Origin of the sequence: Rahnella bruchi, assembly GCF_003614975.1 — a bacterium.
Classification (GTDB): domain Bacteria; phylum Pseudomonadota; class Gammaproteobacteria; order Enterobacterales; family Enterobacteriaceae; genus Rahnella; species Rahnella bruchi.
Genome location: NZ_QZWI01000008.1, coordinates 147,304 through 165,296 on the forward strand (window position 1 = coordinate 147,304; position 17,993 = coordinate 165,296).

The window sequence follows — 17,993 nt, forward strand, 5'->3', positions numbered from 1 at the left end:
GTTCTTTATTCATGTACCTTGTTTTGAAAATAAATAGGGCTTTAGCCTCTGTCGGGCGCCGCGGAATAAACACCTGCGTGTCTTTTGGCCGTGCCGGTTTGATGCTCTTTCGGGCGTTGGTCGGTAAGCCTCAATTTGCCAAACAATGGCCGCTGCTGATCAAGCAGCTTTACAGCGTTGGCGTGCTTTCCCTGCTGATCATCCTCGTTTCCGGCCTGTTTATCGGCATGGTGCTGGGCTTACAGGGATACCTGATTTTAACTACCTACAGTGCTGAGGCCAGCCTCGGCATGATGGTGGCGCTTTCCCTGCTGCGAGAGCTGGGTCCGGTGGTGACAGCATTACTGTTTGCCGGTCGTGCAGGTTCTGCGCTGACCGCTGAGCTGGGTTTGATGAAAGCCACTGAGCAAATTTCCAGTCTGGAAATGATGGCTATCGATCCGTTGCGCCGCGTTGTGGCACCGCGTTTCTGGGCCGGTTTGATTTCCATGCCTCTGCTGACGGCGATTTTTGTCGCGGTCGGGATCTGGGGTGGCTCGCTGGTCGGCGTGGACTGGAAAGGGATCGACAGTGGTTTCTTCTGGTCAGCAATGCAAACTTCCGTAGACTGGCGGACTGACCTGCTTAACTGTCTGATTAAGAGCCTTGTTTTCGCTATCACAGTGACCTGGATTGCGTTGTTCAATGGCTATGATGCGATACCGACGTCCGAAGGGATTAGCCGGGCAACGACACGTACTGTGGTGCATTCGTCACTGGCGGTGCTGGGATTGGATTTTGTGCTGACAGCACTGATGTTTGGAAATTAAACCATGCAAACGAAAAAGAGTGAAATCTGGGTAGGCGCATTTTTAATCATCGCACTGATTGCGGTGTTATTCCTGTGTCTGAAAGTGGCCGACATCCGTTCTATTGGCTCAGATCCGACCTATCGTATCTCAGCTGATTTCGACAATATCGGTGGCCTGAAAAGCGGCTCTCCGGTAAAAGTTGGCGGCGTGGTGATTGGCCGCGTCAGCAGCATTACGCTGGATAAGAACTATTCTCCACGCGTGGAAATGGACATTGACCAAAAATACAACCAGATCCCGAGCACCAGTACGCTGGCTATCCGTACTTCGGGTTTACTGGGTGAGCAATTCCTGGCGCTGAACATTGGTTTTGAAGACCCTGACATGGGAACGACTATCCTTAAAAACGGTGGCGTCATTCAGGACACCAAATCAGCGCTGGTTCTCGAAGACCTGATTGGCCAGTTCCTTTATAAGAGCGGCGACGGTAAAGCGGATCCGGATGCAGGTTCTGCAACCGCAGCACCCGCGGGCAATTCTGCCCCTGCGCCTGACGCTGATACAGCACCGCAACCGGCCGCTCATTAAGAACTTGTTACTACGGATTCTCCATCAAAGAGGAAATGATTATGTTTAAACGTTTAGTGATCGCCGCACTGCTGGTGGTTATGGCTCCGCTGGCCAATGCTGCGGTTGATAAAACCAACCCGTACAGCGTGATGAATGAAGCGGCGAACAAAACCTTCACCCGTCTCAAAACCGAACAGCCGAAAATCAAGCAGGATCCTAACTATCTGCGCCAGATCGTTCGCGATGAACTGCTGCCGTACGTGCAGATCAAATACGCCGGGGCGCTGGTGTTAGGCCGCTACTATCAACAGGCGACCCCTGCGCAGCGTGATGCCTACTTCGCGGCGTTCTCTGAATACCTGCAACAGGCTTACGGGCAGGCACTGGCGATGTACAACGGCCAGAACTACACCGTGCAGCCGGAACAGTCTTACGCAGATAAAGACATCATTGCTATCCGCGTGACTATTACCGATCCGAACGGTCGTCCGCCTGTGCGTCTGGATTTCCAGTGGCGTAAAAACAGCCGTACCGGTGAGTGGCAGGCTTACGACATGATCGCCGAAGGCGTCAGCATGATTTCGACCAAGCAAAACGAATGGGCGGATATCCTGCGTCAGAAAGGGATTGATGGTCTGACTGCGCGTCTGAAACAAGCTGCCGCAGAACCGATTACTCTGGATAAAAAATGAGTGAAGCATTGCGCTGGGAATCGCAGCCGCCGCGACTGACGTTGCACGGTGAACTGGATCGCGAAACGCTGGTCCCTTTCTGGGATGCGCGTAAAAAGCTGATGTCCGGGATTACCTGTCTGGATGTTTCCGGGCTGGAGCGGGTGGACTCTTCCGGTCTGGCGCTGTTAGTGCATTTGCGTGAGGAAGCCAGCCAGCAGGGTGTTGTTCTGACGGTTGCCGGTATTACCGACAGGCTGAATACTCTGATTGCGCTCTACAATCTTCAGGACATCATTCCGGCAGCCTGAGCAAATAAGCCAGCAGTTCCGGTAAGTTAGGCGGCTGAATGCCTGCCGTCGCCTGACTCTCTGCAAAGCCCCTGTGCGAAACTCTTGCTCAGGGGCTTTTTCGTGGTTTAAGAATTGCGCCGATCCCTATAAGATATCGGGCTGTTATGATTCTTTAGAAGAATAGATCCCCTATGGAAACGAGTGAAATTAAAGACGTGCTGATGAACGCATTGGCACTGGACGAAGCCCACATTACTGGCGATGGCAGTCATTTTCAGGCCATTGTCGTTGGTGCGATGTTTGATGGCATGAGCCGCGTGAAAAAACAGCAGACCGTTTACGCCCCGCTGATGGAATACATCGCCGACAACCGAATCCACGCACTGTCTATCAAGGCTTATACCCCTGAAGAATGGGCGCGTGACCGTAAACTGAGCGGTTTATAAGACTGCCGGAGTTCCGGCAGCTTCCTCGTATCTGACCTGTCGTATTAATGAATAGAGAGCAGTCATAATGGATAAATTTCGTGTACAGGGTGGGACTCGTCTGAGCGGCGAAGTCATTATCTCTGGTGCAAAAAATGCAGCACTTCCTATTTTGTTTGCCGCACTGCTTGCTGAAGAACCTGTTGAACTCCAGAACGTTCCTCACCTGAAAGATATCGATACCACTATCAAACTGCTGAGCCAGCTGGGCACCAAAATCGAACGCAACGGTTCGGTATTTGTGGATGCCAGCGCGGTAAACGAGTTTTGCGCGCCATACGATCTGGTGAAAACCATGCGTGCTTCCATCTGGGCGCTGGGCCCGCTGGTGGCGCGTTTTGGTCGCGGCGAAGTCTCTCTGCCGGGCGGCTGTGCTATCGGCGCACGACCTGTTGACCTGCACATCACTGGTCTGGAGCAGTTGGGCGCGACTATCGTGCTGGAAGAAGGCTACGTGAAGGCGTCCGTTGACGGTCGTCTGAAAGGCGCACACATCGTGATGGACAAGGTCAGCGTTGGCGCGACCGTGACCATCATGAGTGCCGCAACACTGGCTGAGGGCACCACCATTATTGAAAACGCCGCGCGTGAGCCGGAAATTGTCGATACCGCCAATTTCCTGAATACGCTGGGCGCGAAAATTAATGGTGCGGGCACCGACAAAATCACCATCGAAGGCGTCGCACGTCTGGGTGGCGGTGTTTACCGTGTGGTTCCAGACCGTATCGAAACCGGGACTTTCCTGGTGGCGGCGGCAATTTCCGGTGGCAAAATTGTCTGCCGTGAAGCCCGTCCTGATACGCTGGATGCCGTTCTGGCTAAACTGCGTGAGGCCGGTGCAGAAATCGAAGTGGGCGAAGACTGGATCAGTCTCGACATGCATGGCAAGCGCGCTAAAGCGGTGACCTTCCGTACTGCGCCGCATCCGGGCTTCCCGACTGACATGCAGGCACAGTTCAGCCTGCTGAATCTGGTGGCTGAAGGTACCGGTGTTATCACCGAAACTATCTTCGAAAACCGTTTCATGCATATTCCTGAGCTGATCCGTATGGGCGCTCACGCGGAAATCGAAGGCAGCACTCTGATTTGTCATGGCGTTGAAAAACTGTCTGGCGCTCAGGTGATGGCCACCGATTTACGTGCTTCCGCAAGTCTGGTTCTGGCGGGTTGTATCGCAGAAGGCGTGACCGTCGTTGACCGTATTTATCACATCGATCGTGGCTATGAGCGCATCGAAGATAAATTGCGTCAGCTGGGTGCCAAAATTGAGCGTTTTAAAGGCGAGTAATTTGTTAAGCCTGACGCAATAAAAAAGCCGGAAGGGGAGACCTTTCCGGCTTTTTGCTTTGTATGATTCAGCGGCTGTCAGTGATCAGGATATTCCTGCACGGTGACCTGCAGGGTCAGCTGCTGACCGTCGCGGATGATCTCAACCGGGATTACCGTACCAGGGCGAACTTCTGCCACCTGATCCATTGTCTCAATCGCGGAGACAGCCGGTTTATTGTTCACGTTAACAATCACATCCCGTACCTGCATACCCGCATTCGCCGCCGGACCGTTCGGGGTGACTTCGTTAACCACAATCCCCTGAATGCGATCCAGCCCGCTGTTCGGCCCGTGCAGAGGAGAAACCTCGCGGCCGCTGATACCGATATAACCACGAATAACGCGACCATCACGGATAAGCTTGCCCATCACCTTTGTTGCCAGCGCTGTCGGGATCGCAAAGCCAATGCCTTCGGGTGTTGCGCCATCATTACTCTGGTCAAACGACAACGTGTTAATCCCCATCAGCTCACCCAGTGAGTTCACCAGCGCACCGCCGGAGTTCCCCTGGTTGATGGAGGCATCCGTTTGCAGGAAGTTCTGGCGGCCTGAAGGGCTCAGACCAATACGACCGGTGGCGCTGATGATGCCCTGTGTGACGGTTTGCCCGAGATTATACGGGTTACCTATCGCCATCACGACGTCACCGACATGCGGAGTACGGTGGGAATTAATCGGGATCACCGGCAGATTACCGGCATTAATTTTGAGTACAGCCAGATCAGTCAGGCTGTCAGAGCCCACCAGTAAGGCTTCAAATACGCGACCATCCTGTAAAGCGACGATGATCTGGTCAGCATTATTAATGACGTGTTTGTTGGTCAGGATATAGCCGTTGTCATTCATGATAACGCCGGAACCCAGCGTGCGGATGGCCAGTTCGTTTTGCGAACTGTTGCCCATGTTTCGGTTATAAACGTTCACGACGGCAGGCGCGGCGTGACGGACGCCCGAGTTATAGCTGACAGGCTCTGCGCTGGTTTGGGTGAAATTGCGTTCGAACAGCGGGTCTGTGATGTTTTTACGCAGCATAGGTACCGCCGCCAGCAAAATGCCAGCAACAATCAGGCCGATAACAGCGGATCTCAATAACTTAACAAACATGGGTGTATGGGATGCGAGATGAAAAGTGTCTGAAGAATAGCATGACTTAATCGGACGCAGCAGCACCTGCGTCCGATTTTCAACCCTTTACGGCATGAATAAGTAGATATTTTGCCCTTTACGCACAATGCTCAGCGCAATCAGGTCTGGTTTGCTTTCCAGTATTTTACGGAAGGCAGCCAGATTTTCGAGCGGCTCGCGGTTGACACCGATAATCACGTCGTCTTTTTGCAGACCTATCTGATCGGCTGGGGCGCCTTTCTTCACATCATCGACATGTACGCCTTTGGCGTTTTTATCTGCCGGATCACTGAGCGTCACACCCTGCAATGCAGGATTGAGTTTCTCAATGCTGACTTCCACGGCCGGACTTTTATCCAGCGTGACACTGACCGTCATTGGTTTGCCATCACGCAGCAAACCAATCTGCATGGTGATGCCAGGACCGGCGGTGCCGACTTTTGCGCGTAATTCTGCAAAGCTGCTCAGCTTTTTACCCTGAAGGGTGACCAGCACGTCACCGGATTTAATCCCGGCTTTTGCTGCGGCTGAATCAGGCAGCACTTCATTGACGAAAGCGCCACGCTGGCTGTCGAGTTTAAATGCCTCTGCCAGTTCCGGCGTCATTTCACTGCCGCGGATCCCCAGCAGGCCACGTTTCACTTCGCCGAATTCAATCAGCTGATGGCTAAGATTTTTCGCCATGTTCGCCGGAATGGCAAAACCGATACCGACGCTGCCACCCTGAGAAGAAATTATGGCGGTGTTGATACCAATCAGTTCACCTTTCAGATCGAGCAGAGCGCCACCGGAGTTGCCGCGGTTAATTGACGCATCTGTCTGAATAAAGTTTTCCAGTCCTTCAAGATTGAGTCCGCTGCGACCGAGTGCGGACACAATGCCGGACGTCACGGTCTGGCCGAGTCCGAACGGATTACCGACGGCGACAGCGAAATCGCCCACGCGCAGATTATCTGAATCAGCCATGGTGATTTGTGTGAGATTTTTAGCATCGATCAGCTGGATGACGGCGATGTCAGACTGATCGTCTTTTCCGATGAGCTTGGCTTTATATTCGCGGCCATCGTTGAGCTGTACGCTGATTTTGTCGGCGTTATTCACCACATGATTGTTGGTGAGAACGTACCCTTTAGCGGCATCAATGATCACGCCCGAGCCCAGACCTTCAAACGGCTGTGGTCCCGGATTGGGTTCCGGATCCTGCTGACCAAAGAAGAATTTGTATTCCGGTGGCACATCCGCACTTGGCGGCTGGGTGCCGGAAACCTGAACGCCCACGACAGCTGGCAGCACTTTCTCCAGCATTGGCGCCAGGCTTGGCAAAGGTTGTCCCTGAACTTGTGTCGGTAAAGCAGCATTCGCCATAGGCGCAGAAGCGAAAGTTAATCCAAGGCTAACAGCTAACACACTGAGCAAAAATGACTTTTTCTTCATCACGATAACTCTCTCGCTTTCTGTAAGGGACGTCAGTTATGGACAATAGAACGATGATTCACTGCACGGGAAGGGTCTGGAGAACGGCACATGCACGGAACATGTGCCGTAAATACGTCTGCACAACGATTGTCATGCAGGTCAGGAACGTCTGTTATTTACGAACCGGACGCTCGCCGCGCAGCAGACCAGATGCGCCATCAGAATAATCACGTGGCATCTGTACCGGCACCTGATCGTTATCGGCTTCTGAACCGGTCAGGCGATAGTTGAACGGATTATCCTGATCTGGCATATCAGGCAGCAGATTGTTGGAGCTCTTCGCCATATGCTGATAAAGCTGACGGTAATCCGTCGCCATGTTATCAAGCAACTCTGCGCTGCGGGCAAAATGCCCCACCAGCTCCTGACGGTATTCGTCGAGTTCGGCTTTGCTTTTCTCCAGTTCGTTTTTCATGACTTGTTGATCACGTAATTTACGATTACCAAAGCGCATCGCTACCGCACCAATCGCGATACCGACCACTAATCCAATGAGTGCATACTCCCAGGTCATAATGACTCCTATTTTGACTTCGTTGTCCCGCAGGGCTTTTTCACGTAACTTTTATGACTTAACTTTTTTACACAATGGTTTTAACGTAATTGTCACACGCATTCGTCATGCAATAGCTCCACTATAACCGTTAACCTTGTCAGAGTGGAATCCTGCCGGGAAAATCGCTGCCGTCTGATGGTTTTTTCGTACGCAGACAGCCGGGAAAAGCGGCGAACCCACCGCAAAAAAGCGGCTAAACGACGTGAAAAACTTAAAATTTTTTTCTCAGGGACGTTAATTAAGATGCAACCCAAATCACCACTTTTCGTGTATCAGAATGCCGTTGATGCTGGCGAGTTCCAGCCGGACGCGGTTCAGAAGCAAGCTGTTGCCCAGCTCGACGCTATTTATCAGGCATTATCTTCCCGTCCGGCGGCGGAATCTTCGACTTCGGCCAGCCGCGGTGGCTTGATCGGGCGACTCTTTGGCAAAAGTGCACCAAAAACCACGCAACGTCCGGTTCAAGGCTTATATATGTGGGGCGGAGTAGGGCGCGGCAAAACCTGGCTGATGGATTTGTTTTTCCACAGTTTGCCGGGAGAGCGCAAACTTCGTCTGCACTTTCATCGTTTTATGTTGCGCGTTCACGAAGAGCTGACTCAGCTTCAGGGACAGGAAGATCCGCTGGAAGTGATTGCTGACCGTTTCAAAGCTGAAACTGACGTTCTGTGTTTCGATGAGTTTTTTGTCTCGGATATCACCGATGCGATGTTGCTGGCCACGTTGTTGCAGGCGCTTTTTGCCCGTGGCATCACCTTAATCGCCACATCTAACATTCCGCCTGATTCGCTGTACCGTAACGGGCTGCAACGCGCGCGCTTCCTGCCGGCTATCGATCTGATTAAACAGTATTGCGATGTACTGAATGTGGATGCAGGGATTGATTACCGCCTGCGTACGCTGACTCAGGCAAATTTATGGCTTGCTCCTGCGGACGGCGAAACGACGACAGCCATGCAAAGTATGCTGGGAAAACTGACCGGTAATCACAGCGGTGATGCCGGTACTGAGGCTGTCACGCTGGAAGTGAATCACCGCCCGATGCGGGCGATTGCTGCCGTTGACGGGGTGCTGGCGATAGAATTCCATACGTTATGCGAAGAGGCTCGCAGCCAGCTCGATTACATTGCGCTGTCAAAAATCTATCACAGCGTGCTGCTGCACAATGTGCCGGTGATGAAGGCGGACAATGAAAATGCGGCGCGACGTTTTCTGGCGCTGGTGGATGAGTTCTATGAACGTCACGTCAAACTGGTCGTTTCTGCCTCGGCGCCGATGTTTGAGATATATCAGGGCGAACGGCTGAAATTCGAGTATCAGCGCTGCCTGTCACGACTCCAGGAAATGCAAAGTGAGGAATACCTCAAGCGACCGCATCTGCCGTGATTTTTAACTGATTATTTTTTGTTCTATTCGTGTTATAAGAACACGCAGTACATCCTGCATGGCGAACCCTTCTGCTGTCCTGGAGGAAATCTTCCTTTTCGTCGAAAAAGGGTTCGATCTTTGCAGGAGACTTCTCTATAATCTTGCGACCCCACGTTACTACAAAGTTTTTTTCCCGAAACTTTATAAGTGCCAGCATTGGCTATTCGAAGGGGTAGGTTTGCTGGACGATGGTCGTGTGAACCTCAAATACTTATTTTATAAACAAGTAAGCGTTCGGGTGTTCGCCAACGTGTAACTTTAATTGGGTAAGCTTTTAATGAAAACTTTTACAGCTAAACCGGAAACCGTACAACGTGACTGGTTCGTAGTTGACGCTACCGGCAAGACCTTAGGTCGCCTGGCCACTGAACTGGCTCGCCGTCTGCGTGGCAAACATAAAGCGGAATACACTCCGCACGTTGATACTGGTGATTACATCATCGTTCTGAACGCAGAAAAAGTTGCTGTAACCGGCAACAAGCGTAACGACAAGATTTATTACCATCACACCGGCCACATCGGTGGTATCAAGCAAGCGACCTTTGAAGAGATGATCGCTCGCCGTCCTGAACGCGTGATCGAGCTCGCGGTTAAAGGCATGTTGCCAAAGGGCCCGTTGGGTCGTGCAATGTACCGTAAAATGAAAGTTTACGCGGGTAACGAGCACACTCATGCGGCGCAACAACCGCAAGTTCTTGACATTTAATTCGGGATTATAGGCAATGGCTGAAAATCAATACTACGGCACTGGTCGCCGCAAAAGCTCCGCCGCTCGTGTTTTCATCAAACCGGGTAGTGGTAACATCGTAATTAACCAGCGTAGCCTGGAACAGTACTTTGGTCGTGAAACTGCCCGCATGGTAGTTCGTCAACCACTGGAACTGGTCGACATGGTTGAGAAATTTGACCTGTACATCACTGTTAAAGGTGGTGGTATCTCCGGTCAAGCTGGTGCTATCCGTCACGGTATTACCCGTGCACTGATGGAATATGACGAAAATCTTCGTGGCGAACTGCGTAAAGCTGGCTTCGTTACTCGTGATGCTCGTCAGGTTGAACGTAAGAAAGTCGGCCTGCGTAAAGCACGTCGTCGTCCTCAGTTCTCCAAACGTTAATTTTCTGCTGCTTTGCAGCTCAGTGCTTCGGCACGAAAATCAGCGTCAAAAACCCGGTGCTTCACCGGGTTTTTTTATGTCTTTTTTCAGCAATCGCAGGGGAAATGATCTCCTGACACACAATTCGCCACGAAATCGTCTCACCGTCCACCACAGCCCGCGTAAAATCTGGTAAACTATCACACACTTTTGTGTCTATTCGCCGAGCAGTTGACGTTGCCGCGCTTCCTGGCTGGGTTCGCCTTGCCGATGGTTGTCTATGAAACTACGGGACAAAAACTGCAGGCTGGCGATAACTCGCTGTATTTTTCTAGATAAACTTGGAGGTTTTCATGGCTGTCGCTGCCAACAAACGTTCGGTAATGACGCTGTTTTCCGGCCCGACCGACATTTTTAGCCATCAAGTACGTATCGTACTGGCGGAAAAAGGTGTCAGTGTCGAGATCGAGCAGGTTGAGATGGATCACCTGCCGCAGGATCTTATTGACCTCAACCCTTACCGCACCGTACCGACGCTGGTTGATCGTGAACTGACCCTGTTCGAATCCCGTATCATCATGGAATATCTTGATGAGCGTTTCCCGCATCCACCGCTGATGCCGGTTTATCCGGTTGCCCGTGGTGAAAGCCGTCTGATGATGCACCGCATCGAAAATGACTGGTATTCTCTGATGCGTCAAATCGAACAAGGTTCTGCAACTGAAGCCGATGCTGCGCGTAAGCAACTGCGTGAAGAGCTGCTGGCGATTGCGCCAATCTTCTCGTATATGCCTTACTTCAAAAGCGAAGAGTTCAGCCTGGTCGATTGCTACCTGGCTCCGCTGCTTTGGCGTTTGCCACAGCTGGGCATTGAGCTGTCAGGTGCCGGTTCTAAAGAGCTGAAAGTCTACATGACCCGCGTCTTCGAACGTGATGCTTTCCTGGCTTCCCTGACCGAAGCAGAGCGCGAAATGCGTTTGCATACCCGAGGTTAAGGTATGGAGATGACCGACATGTCTCCGCGTCGCCCCTATCTGCTGCGGGCTTTTTATGACTGGTTGCTCGACAACCAGTTAACCCCGCATCTGGTGGTTGACGTGACGATGCCTGGCGTGATGGTGCCGATGGAGTTTGCGCGTGACGGACAAATCGTTCTGAACGTTGCGCCGCGTGCTGTCGGCAATCTCGAACTGGGTAACGATGATGTACGCTTTAACGCCCGCTTTGGTGGCGTACCGCGTAACGTGTTTGTACCGATTGCTGCTGTGCTGGCGATTTACGCCCGCGAAAACGGTGCCGGTACCATGTTCGAACCTGAACCTGCTTATGAAGCTGAAGGCGCCTTTGACGGCGATCTGAGCGCGGATGGGCCGACAGAGCCGACCATGTCAGTCATTGATGGCGATTTGCCGGATGTGGCTGAAGAAGACCCGGATGATGAGCCGCCGACTCCGCCACGCGGTGGTCGCCCGGCATTGCGCGTTGTGAAATAACAACCCGACTCAACCCGGCTTCACGCTTAAACCCTGCGTTGTTACGCGGGGTTTTTTATTGCCCTGAATCTGCAAGTCTCTCCTTTCGCCTGTGCAGATTTGCTGTGTTATCATTCAAAAAATCATTCTCACACCTTCTATTAATCAGGGTCTGATCCCGACGCTATGAGCACATTCGACGAACAACCGGCAGAGACCAGTGACACCTTTGGGCATGCAATGCGCCGCCGTCCGCTCGCACGCAAAAAGCTTTCAGAGATGGTGGAAGAAGAGCTGGAGCAGATGATCCGCAGGCGTGAATTCGCCGAAGGTGAGCAACTGCCGTCAGAGCGTGAGCTGATGACTTTCTTCAATGTTGGCCGTCCTTCGGTGCGTGAAGCGCTGGCGGCGCTCAAACGCAAAGGGCTGGTGCAGATAAGCAACGGCGAGCGCGCCCGCGTATCCCGTCCTTCGGCTGAAACTATCATCAGCGAGCTGTCGGGTGTGGCAACAGACTTTCTGGCGCGTCCTGAAGGGATTGCCCATTTCGAACAGCTGCGGATGTTTTTCGAATCCAGCCTGGTGCGTTACGCCGCTGAGTTTGCTACCGACGCTCAGATTGAACGTCTTGGCAAAGCGCTGGAAATGAACAGCCAGTCGCTCGATGACAACGATCTCTTCATCCGCTCTGATATCGAATTCCATCGCGAGTTGGCTGAAATCCCGGCCAATCCTATCTTCATGGTGGTACATGTTGCCCTGCTGGACTGGCTGATTGCGGCTCGTCCTTCCGTCCCTCAGGAAGAGCTGCACGCGCATAACAACGTCAGCTATCAGCAGCACATCGAAATCTACAATGCTATCCGGGCGCGTGATCCTGATGCCGCGGATGGGGCACTGAAAGCTCATCTGAAAAGTGTGTTCGCAGCGTATTACGCGGCAAAGCCTAAGCGCGGATCGAAGAAATAATCCATTCTGGACTGAGATCTTCCCCACATTCCTTTTGATCGCCTCTGATCATCCATAACTATTTCGTATGCACAAGATCACACTCTGAGCTTTCAGTTGTATTGTGTTTGTTTTTTGGTCTGGTATAACAGGTATAAAGGTATATCGAATTTACCCAAAAACCCAATAACCAGGATGCGTTTATGAAACAAAATCTGCGGGGTGTGATGCCGGCACTGCTCACTCCTTTTAATCAGCAACAGCAAGTAGATACCGACAGTCTGCGCCGTCTGGTGCGTTTCAATATCGAACAGGGGATCGATGGCCTGTATGTCGGCGGTTCTACCGGCGAGGCTTTTTTACAAAGCCAGCAGGAGCGTGAGCAGGTACTGGAAATCGTGGCGGAAGAAGCGAAAGGGAAGGTGACGTTAATCGCACATGTCGGTGCTATCAGCACCCGTGAAAGCCAGACGCTTGCCGCTGCTGCGCACCGTTATGGTTTTGACGCTGTCTCCGCAGTGACACCTTTCTACTATCCTTTCAGCTTTAATGAACACTGCGACCACTACCGCGCGGTCACGGATTCTGCCGAAGGCCTGCCGATGGTGGTTTACAACATCCCGGCACTCAGCGGTGTGAAACTGACGCTGGATCAGATCGAAACATTGATCAAAATGCCCGGCGTGGGCGCGCTTAAACAAACGTCCGGTGATTTGTATGAAATGGAAAAAATCCGCCGTGCGCATCCGGATTTAGTGCTCTACAACGGTTACGACGAAATCTTTGCATCCGGCTTGCTGGCAGGAGCGGATGGGGGCATTGGCAGCACGTACAACGTGATGGGCTGGCGTTATATGGCCATCAAAAAAGCTGTGCAGGAAGGAGACGTACAGCGCGCCATGCACCTGCAAAGTGAATGCAACAAGGTCATTGATCTGCTGATCAAAACGGGCGTGTTCCGCGGACTGAAAACGATTCTGCATTACATGGATATCGTTGCCGTGCCGTTGTGCCGAAAACCTTTCGCGCCGGTAGATGAACAATATCTGCCTGCCCTTAAGGCACTGGCCGCGCAGCTTCAGGCGGAGCGTGGCACCTTCTGAATCCGGATGCCGGGATGTCCGGCATCACCCGTTCTCTATCAGTCCTGACCAAAGGGTGGATTAATGCTCATCCGCCCGGGGGTGATTTATGCGTAACAATGCTCGACAGATCTCATGGTTTCGCCATTTGACTAAACCGCAATGGAAAGCATTTTCGGCCGCCTGGATTGGCTACCTTTTGGATGGTTTTGATTTTGTCCTGATCGCATTAGTGCTGACAGAAATTAAAAGTGAGTTCGACCTGACCGGCGTTCAGGCGGCGAGTCTGATTTCTGCGGCGTTTATTTCCCGCTGGTTTGGCGGATTATTGCTTGGCGCGATGGGCGATCGTTATGGCCGCAAACTGGCGATGATCACCAGTATCGTGCTGTTTTCTGTCGGGACGCTCGCCTGCGGTTTTGCTCCCAACTTCACGGTGATGTTCCTCGCTCGTCTGATTATCGGCATGGGCATGGCGGGTGAATACGGCTCGAGTGCCACCTATGTCATCGAAAGCTGGCCAAAGCATTTACGTAATAAAGCCAGCGGATTCCTGATTTCCGGCTTCTCGGTGGGTGCCGTGATTGCCGCCCAGGTTTACAGCGTGGTGGTGCCGGTCTGGGGCTGGCGCGCACTGTTTTTCATCGGCATCTTACCGATTATTTTCGCTCTTTGGCTGCGTAAAAATATTCCGGAAGCGGAAGACTGGCAGACGAAGTTTGCCCACAAGAAACCGGTCAAAACCATGGTGGATATTCTGTACCGCGGCAAGCATCGGGTTATCAATATTGGGACGACGATAGTTGCCGCCACTGCGTTGTATTTCTGTTTCACCGGTGAGGTGGGCAGCGCTGCGGTGATTGCGATTCTGGGGCTGGTTTGCGCCGCTATCTTCATCAGCTTTATGGTGCAGGGCAGCGGTAAACGCTGGCCCACCGGCGTCACGCTGATGGTCGTCGTCTTCTTTGCCTTTCTGTACTCCTGGCCGATTCAGGCGCTGTTACCGACTTACTTAAAAACCGAACTGGCCTATTCGCCGACGCTGGTGGCGCACGTGCTGTTCTTCAGCGGCTTTGGCGCGGCGGTCGGTTGCTGCGTGGGTGGTTTCCTCGGCGACTGGCTGGGAACGCGCAAAGCGTACGTGTACAGCCTGCTGGCCTCGCAGCTGCTTATTATTCCGGTATTTGCTATCGGCGGCGGAAATATCTGGGTGTTGGGATTACTGTTATTCCTGCAACAAATGTTAGGTCAGGGGATCTCTGGCATTTTGCCTAAACTGATTGGTGGCTATTTCGATACCGAACAGCGCGCGGCAGGGTTGGGTTTTACCTATAACGTCGGCGCACTGGGTGGCGCACTGGCACCGGTTATCGGAATAGCGATTGCCCAGCGTTTGGATCTTGGCACCGCGCTGGCGTCACTGTCGTTCGGGCTGACGTTTGTGGTGATCCTGCTCATCGGGCTGGATATGCCGTCGCGCATTCAGCGCTGGGTTCATCCTGATGCCTTACGCACGCATGACACCATTGACGGCAAGCCTTTCAGCGGGGCATTGAAGAAAGCGAAGCCAGAAAATCCTAAAAACGGATTGGTCAGAAACTGATTTTTGCAGGGAGTTCCTATGTCATTGCTTGAAAAACTGGATACACAGATTACAGAGGCTGGCGGACTGATTGTGTCCTGTCAGCCGGTCCCTGGCAGTCCGCTGGATAAGCCTGAGATTGTGGCCGCGATGGCATTGGCCGCACAACAGGCCGGTGCGGTGGCATTGCGCATTGAAGGTATTGAGAACCTTAAAGCCACACATGCACGGGTGTCAGTGCCCATCATCGGCATTCTCAAACGCGATCTGCCTGATTCGCCGGTGCGTATTACGCCTTTTCTTGAAGACGTGGATGCACTGGCTGCGGCGGGAGCCAGCATCATTGCGGTTGATGGCACTGAGCGCGAAAGGCCGGTGCCGGTGGCGGAATTACTGGCACGAATTCACCAACATAAGTTGCTGGCAATGGCCGATTGTTCCTCGCAGGAAGACGGCCTCAAATGTCACCGGATGGGGAGCGATATCATCGGCACCACGTTATCCGGTTATACCACTGCACAAACGCCACAGGAGCCGGATTTTGATTTAGTGAAAGTGCTCAGTGATGAAGGATGCCGCGTGATTGCAGAAGGGCGCTATAACTCGCCGGCGCTGGCAGCTCAGGCGATGCAAAACGGCGCATGGGCAGTGACGGTTGGTTCTGCCATTACCCGTCTGGAACATGTCTGTCAGTGGTTTCGGGATGAGATTGTAAAGGTCGCGAAATGATCACGCTGGTGATCGATATTGGCGGAACCAAACTGGCGGCGGCGCTGGCAGACAGCGCGTTAACTCTCACCCAACGGCGGGAAATGCCTACGCCCGCGAGCAAAACACCGGATGCCTTGCAGGCTGCGCTGGCGGAACTGGTCGCCCCGTTGTTTCCACAGGCGCAGCGGGTCGCCATTGCTTCTACCGGGATCATCAGGCATGGCGTTCTCACTGCACTCAATCCGGATAATCTCGGCGGTCTTAGCCATTTTCCTCTGGTCGATGTGATTTCGCGTCTGACGCAATTGCCGTGTATGGCGGTAAATGACGCACAGGCGGCCGCCTGGGCTGAGTATCACGCACTTTCAGCTGATATTACGAATATGGTCTTTCTCACCGTTTCGACCGGCGTAGGCGGCGGAATGGTCAGTAACGCAAAGCTGCTCACAGGTACTGAAGGGCTGGCAGGGCATTTCGGTCATACGCTGGCTGATCCGCTCGGGCCGAAATGTGGTTGCGGAAGAACCGGTTGCGTTGAAGCGATAGCATCCGGGCGTGGTATTGCCAGCGCAGCGCACGGTGATTTAGCCGGTTGCACGGCAAAACAAATTTTTGCTCATGCGGCGGCAGGGCATCGGCAGGCAGCGGAACTGATACTGCGTTCTGCCAGCGTGCTGGCGCGTTTAGTCGCGGATATCAAAGTGGCGACCGATTGTCAGTGCGTGGTGATGGGCGGCAGTATGGGGCTGGCCGATGGTTATTTAGCGCAGGTCAGAACATTTCTGGATGAGGAACCGCAGGTGTGCCGCGTGCCGCTTTTCAGGGCAAAATATCAGCATGACGCGGGTTTGCGCGGGGCGGCGTTACTGGCACAGGATATGACGTTGTAGATCAGGTTCTGTTAAAAAAACAACGGGGCTGTCATTGCTGACAGCCCCGTTTTCATCACAAAGCGGATCAGACTTCGAGGAAGTTCATGATGCCTTCTGCCGCTTTACGACCTTCGGCAATCGCCGTGACCACCAGATCAGAACCGCGAACCGCATCGCCACCGGCGAAGATTTTCGGGTTGCTGGTCTGGAAGGCGTTGTCGCTGCCTTCAGGGGCAAGGATGCGTCCCTGAGAGTCCAGCTCAACGTCGTGGGCCGCCAGCCATTCCATTTTGTGAGGGCGGAAACCAAACGCCATGACGACAGCATCAGCTTCCATCACATGTTCGGAACCGGCCACGATTTCAGCACGACGACGGCCATGTGCATCCGGTGCGCCCAGTTCGGTACGCGCCATACGTACGCCACACACGCGGCCTGAGTCGTTCAGTTCGATGCTCAGCGGTTGCAGGTTGAATTTGAAATCCACACCTTCTTCGCGCGCATTCTTCACTTCACGACGTGAACCCGGCATGTTTTCTTCATCACGACGGTACGCACAGGTCACATGGGTTGCACCCTGACGGATTGAAGTCCGCACGCAGTCCATCGCGGTGTCACCACCGCCCAGTACCACGACGCGCTTTTTATCCATCGTCACAAAAGGCTCTTCCTGGCTGTCATCGTAGCCCATCAGTTGCTTGGTGTTGGCGATGAGGAACGGCAGGGCATCGTAAACGCCCGGCGCATCTTCATTCAGCAAGCCACCGCGCATGGACTGATATGTCCCGACGCCGAGGAATACAGAATCGTATTCTGCCAGCAGCGCATCAATGGTGATGTCTTTGCCGACTTCGATATTCAGCTGGAATTCGATACCCATCTCAGTGAAGATTTCGCGACGCTTGGTCATCACCGATTTTTCCAGCTTGAAGGCTGGGATACCGAAAGTCAGCAGGCCGCCGATTTCCGGATGGCGATCGTAAACCACCGCTTTCACACCGTTACGAGTCAGAACGTCAGCACAGGCCAGACCTGCCGGACCTGCGCCGATGATCGCCACACGTTTACCGGTTGGGTGCACGTGAGACATATCCGGACGCCAGCCCATCTCGATCGCTTTATCGTTGATATAGCGCTCGATGTTACCGATGGTCACCGCACCGAACTCATCGTTCAGGGTGCAGGAGCCTTCGCACAGTCTGTCCTGCGGGCAGACGCGTCCGCAGACTTCCGGCAGGCTGTTGGTCTGGTGCGCGAGGTCGGCGGCTTCCATGATGCGACCTTCGTTCGCCAGCTTCAGCCAGTTCGGAATGTAGTTATGAACCGGGCATTTCCATTCGCAGTAAGGGTTACCACAGGACAGACAGCGGTCTGCCTGCGATGCAGCCTGAGTTGCTGAGAACGGCTCGTAAATTTCCACAAACTCAATTTTACGGATCTTCAGCGCTTTTTTAGGCGGATCAACACGCTGTAAGTCGACAAATTGATAAACGTTTTGACTCATCTTA

At 53.1% G+C, this 17,993-nt stretch carries 20 protein-coding genes; 16 read left to right on the forward strand and 4 right to left on the reverse strand.

Annotated features, from left to right (window positions below):
- Positions 1-11 precede the first annotated feature (11 nt).
- The 6 genes from mlaE (at position 12) to murA (ending at position 4,098) form a co-directional block, all read left to right on the forward strand.
- A complete protein-coding gene (mlaE, locus tag D5398_RS15070; protein WP_120508361.1) occupies positions 12-809 on the forward strand; it encodes a lipid asymmetry maintenance ABC transporter permease subunit MlaE in 798 nt (265 codons plus the stop codon).
- Between the two features lie 3 nt (positions 810-812).
- Positions 813-1,379, forward strand: a complete 567-nt coding sequence (gene mlaD, locus D5398_RS15075) for an outer membrane lipid asymmetry maintenance protein MlaD (protein WP_120508362.1) — start codon at positions 813-815, stop codon at positions 1,377-1,379.
- Between the two features lie 41 nt (positions 1,380-1,420).
- The gene (gene mlaC, locus D5398_RS15080; RefSeq protein WP_120508363.1) at positions 1,421-2,053 is read left to right on the forward strand and encodes a phospholipid-binding protein MlaC; all 633 of its coding nucleotides are present in this window, start codon (positions 1,421-1,423) and stop codon (positions 2,051-2,053) included.
- Positions 2,050-2,343, forward strand: coding sequence for a lipid asymmetry maintenance protein MlaB (gene mlaB, locus D5398_RS15085; protein ID WP_120508364.1), 294 nt, complete (start codon positions 2,050-2,052; stop codon positions 2,341-2,343). The genes mlaC and mlaB overlap by 4 nt, the downstream gene beginning before the upstream one ends.
- Before the next feature lie 173 nt (positions 2,344-2,516).
- Entirely contained in the window at positions 2,517-2,771 is a 255-nt protein-coding gene (ibaG, locus tag D5398_RS15090; protein WP_013577246.1) for a BolA family iron metabolism protein IbaG, read from the forward strand.
- A 67-nt stretch (positions 2,772-2,838) separates the two neighbouring features.
- A complete protein-coding gene (gene murA / locus D5398_RS15095; RefSeq protein ID WP_120508365.1) occupies positions 2,839-4,098 on the forward strand; it encodes a UDP-N-acetylglucosamine 1-carboxyvinyltransferase in 1,260 nt (419 codons plus the stop codon).
- 77 nt (positions 4,099-4,175) lie between these two features.
- Here the strand turns inward: murA and degS are convergent, their stop codons facing one another.
- The 3 genes from degS to zapG form a co-directional block, all read right to left on the reverse strand.
- The gene (gene degS / locus D5398_RS15100) at positions 4,176-5,243 is read right to left on the reverse strand and encodes an outer membrane-stress sensor serine endopeptidase DegS (RefSeq protein WP_120508366.1); all 1,068 of its coding nucleotides are present in this window, start codon (positions 5,241-5,243) and stop codon (positions 4,176-4,178) included.
- Positions 5,244-5,330: 87 nt separating this feature from the next.
- The gene (degQ, locus tag D5398_RS15105; RefSeq protein ID WP_120508367.1) at positions 5,331-6,698 is read right to left on the reverse strand and encodes a serine endoprotease DegQ; all 1,368 of its coding nucleotides are present in this window, start codon (positions 6,696-6,698) and stop codon (positions 5,331-5,333) included.
- 154 nt (positions 6,699-6,852) lie between these two features.
- Positions 6,853-7,254 carry a Z-ring associated protein ZapG gene (zapG, locus tag D5398_RS15110; protein WP_120508368.1) on the reverse strand — a complete coding sequence of 134 codons (402 nt, stop codon included), beginning with the start codon at positions 7,252-7,254 and terminating at the stop codon, positions 6,853-6,855.
- A 285-nt stretch (positions 7,255-7,539) separates the two neighbouring features.
- On the opposite strand from zapG, the gene zapE reads away from it, so the two are divergent.
- From zapE to nanK, 10 genes are all read left to right on the forward strand, one after another.
- The gene (zapE, locus tag D5398_RS15115) at positions 7,540-8,682 is read left to right on the forward strand and encodes a cell division protein ZapE (RefSeq protein WP_120508369.1); all 1,143 of its coding nucleotides are present in this window, start codon (positions 7,540-7,542) and stop codon (positions 8,680-8,682) included.
- A 319-nt stretch (positions 8,683-9,001) separates the two neighbouring features.
- Positions 9,002-9,430 (forward strand): 50S ribosomal protein L13, encoded by a 429-nt coding sequence (gene rplM, locus D5398_RS15125; RefSeq protein ID WP_013577239.1) that lies wholly within the window; start codon positions 9,002-9,004, stop codon positions 9,428-9,430.
- A 16-nt stretch (positions 9,431-9,446) separates the two neighbouring features.
- Entirely contained in the window at positions 9,447-9,839 is a 393-nt protein-coding gene (gene rpsI / locus D5398_RS15130) for a 30S ribosomal protein S9 (protein WP_013577238.1), read from the forward strand.
- A gap of 332 nt (positions 9,840-10,171) precedes the next feature.
- Positions 10,172-10,813, forward strand: a complete 642-nt coding sequence (sspA, locus tag D5398_RS15135; protein ID WP_120508371.1) for a stringent starvation protein SspA — start codon at positions 10,172-10,174, stop codon at positions 10,811-10,813.
- A 3-nt stretch (positions 10,814-10,816) separates the two neighbouring features.
- Complete coding sequence (gene sspB / locus D5398_RS15140) at positions 10,817-11,311, forward strand: ClpXP protease specificity-enhancing factor (RefSeq protein ID WP_120508372.1); 495 nt, start codon at positions 10,817-10,819, stop codon at positions 11,309-11,311.
- Positions 11,312-11,476: 165 nt separating this feature from the next.
- Complete coding sequence (locus tag D5398_RS15145; protein ID WP_120508373.1) at positions 11,477-12,259, forward strand: transcriptional regulator NanR; 783 nt, start codon at positions 11,477-11,479, stop codon at positions 12,257-12,259.
- Positions 12,260-12,441: 182 nt separating this feature from the next.
- Positions 12,442-13,341 carry an N-acetylneuraminate lyase gene (nanA, locus tag D5398_RS15150; protein WP_120508374.1) on the forward strand — a complete coding sequence of 300 codons (900 nt, stop codon included), beginning with the start codon at positions 12,442-12,444 and terminating at the stop codon, positions 13,339-13,341.
- 88 nt (positions 13,342-13,429) lie between these two features.
- On the forward strand, positions 13,430-14,923 hold the full coding sequence (locus D5398_RS15155) for an MFS transporter (protein WP_120508375.1): 1,494 nt from the start codon (positions 13,430-13,432) through the stop codon (positions 14,921-14,923).
- A gap of 18 nt (positions 14,924-14,941) precedes the next feature.
- Positions 14,942-15,631, forward strand: coding sequence for an N-acetylmannosamine-6-phosphate 2-epimerase (locus D5398_RS15160; RefSeq protein WP_120508376.1), 690 nt, complete (start codon positions 14,942-14,944; stop codon positions 15,629-15,631).
- Positions 15,628-16,503 (forward strand): N-acetylmannosamine kinase, encoded by an 876-nt coding sequence (gene nanK, locus D5398_RS15165; protein ID WP_120508377.1) that lies wholly within the window; start codon positions 15,628-15,630, stop codon positions 16,501-16,503. Before D5398_RS15160 ends, nanK begins: the two co-directional genes overlap by 4 nt.
- A 67-nt stretch (positions 16,504-16,570) precedes the next feature.
- Here nanK and D5398_RS15170 read toward each other — a convergent pair whose 3' ends face one another.
- Positions 16,571-17,989, reverse strand: a complete 1,419-nt coding sequence (locus D5398_RS15170) for a glutamate synthase small subunit (RefSeq protein WP_120131605.1) — start codon at positions 17,987-17,989, stop codon at positions 16,571-16,573.
- Positions 17,990-17,993: the final 4 nt, after the last annotated feature.

Coding starts and splice junctions, on each gene's coding strand:
- D5398_RS15145 (WP_120508373.1), top strand. CDS start 11,477: ATGAGCACATTCGACGAACAACCGGCAGAGACCAGTGACACCTTTGGG.
- rplM (WP_013577239.1), top strand. CDS start 9,002: ATGAAAACTTTTACAGCTAAACCGGAAACCGTACAACGTGACTGGTTC.
- sspA (WP_120508371.1), top strand. CDS start 10,172: ATGGCTGTCGCTGCCAACAAACGTTCGGTAATGACGCTGTTTTCCGGC.
- ibaG (WP_013577246.1), top strand. CDS start 2,517: ATGGAAACGAGTGAAATTAAAGACGTGCTGATGAACGCATTGGCACTG.
- nanA (WP_120508374.1), top strand. CDS start 12,442: ATGAAACAAAATCTGCGGGGTGTGATGCCGGCACTGCTCACTCCTTTT.
- zapG (WP_120508368.1), bottom strand. CDS start 7,254: ATGACCTGGGAGTATGCACTCATTGGATTAGTGGTCGGTATCGCGATT.
- mlaD (WP_120508362.1), top strand. CDS start 813: ATGCAAACGAAAAAGAGTGAAATCTGGGTAGGCGCATTTTTAATCATC.
- D5398_RS15155 (WP_120508375.1), top strand. CDS start 13,430: ATGCGTAACAATGCTCGACAGATCTCATGGTTTCGCCATTTGACTAAA.
- D5398_RS15170 (WP_120131605.1), bottom strand. CDS start 17,989: ATGAGTCAAAACGTTTATCAATTTGTCGACTTACAGCGTGTTGATCCG.
- sspB (WP_120508372.1), top strand. CDS start 10,817: ATGGAGATGACCGACATGTCTCCGCGTCGCCCCTATCTGCTGCGGGCT.
- mlaC (WP_120508363.1), top strand. CDS start 1,421: ATGTTTAAACGTTTAGTGATCGCCGCACTGCTGGTGGTTATGGCTCCG.
- degQ (WP_120508367.1), bottom strand. CDS start 6,698: ATGAAGAAAAAGTCATTTTTGCTCAGTGTGTTAGCTGTTAGCCTTGGA.
- rpsI (WP_013577238.1), top strand. CDS start 9,447: ATGGCTGAAAATCAATACTACGGCACTGGTCGCCGCAAAAGCTCCGCC.
- mlaB (WP_120508364.1), top strand. CDS start 2,050: ATGAGTGAAGCATTGCGCTGGGAATCGCAGCCGCCGCGACTGACGTTG.
- murA (WP_120508365.1), top strand. CDS start 2,839: ATGGATAAATTTCGTGTACAGGGTGGGACTCGTCTGAGCGGCGAAGTC.
- mlaE (WP_120508361.1), top strand. CDS start 12: ATGTACCTTGTTTTGAAAATAAATAGGGCTTTAGCCTCTGTCGGGCGC.
- nanK (WP_120508377.1), top strand. CDS start 15,628: ATGATCACGCTGGTGATCGATATTGGCGGAACCAAACTGGCGGCGGCG.
- zapE (WP_120508369.1), top strand. CDS start 7,540: ATGCAACCCAAATCACCACTTTTCGTGTATCAGAATGCCGTTGATGCT.
- D5398_RS15160 (WP_120508376.1), top strand. CDS start 14,942: ATGTCATTGCTTGAAAAACTGGATACACAGATTACAGAGGCTGGCGGA.
- degS (WP_120508366.1), bottom strand. CDS start 5,243: ATGTTTGTTAAGTTATTGAGATCCGCTGTTATCGGCCTGATTGTTGCT.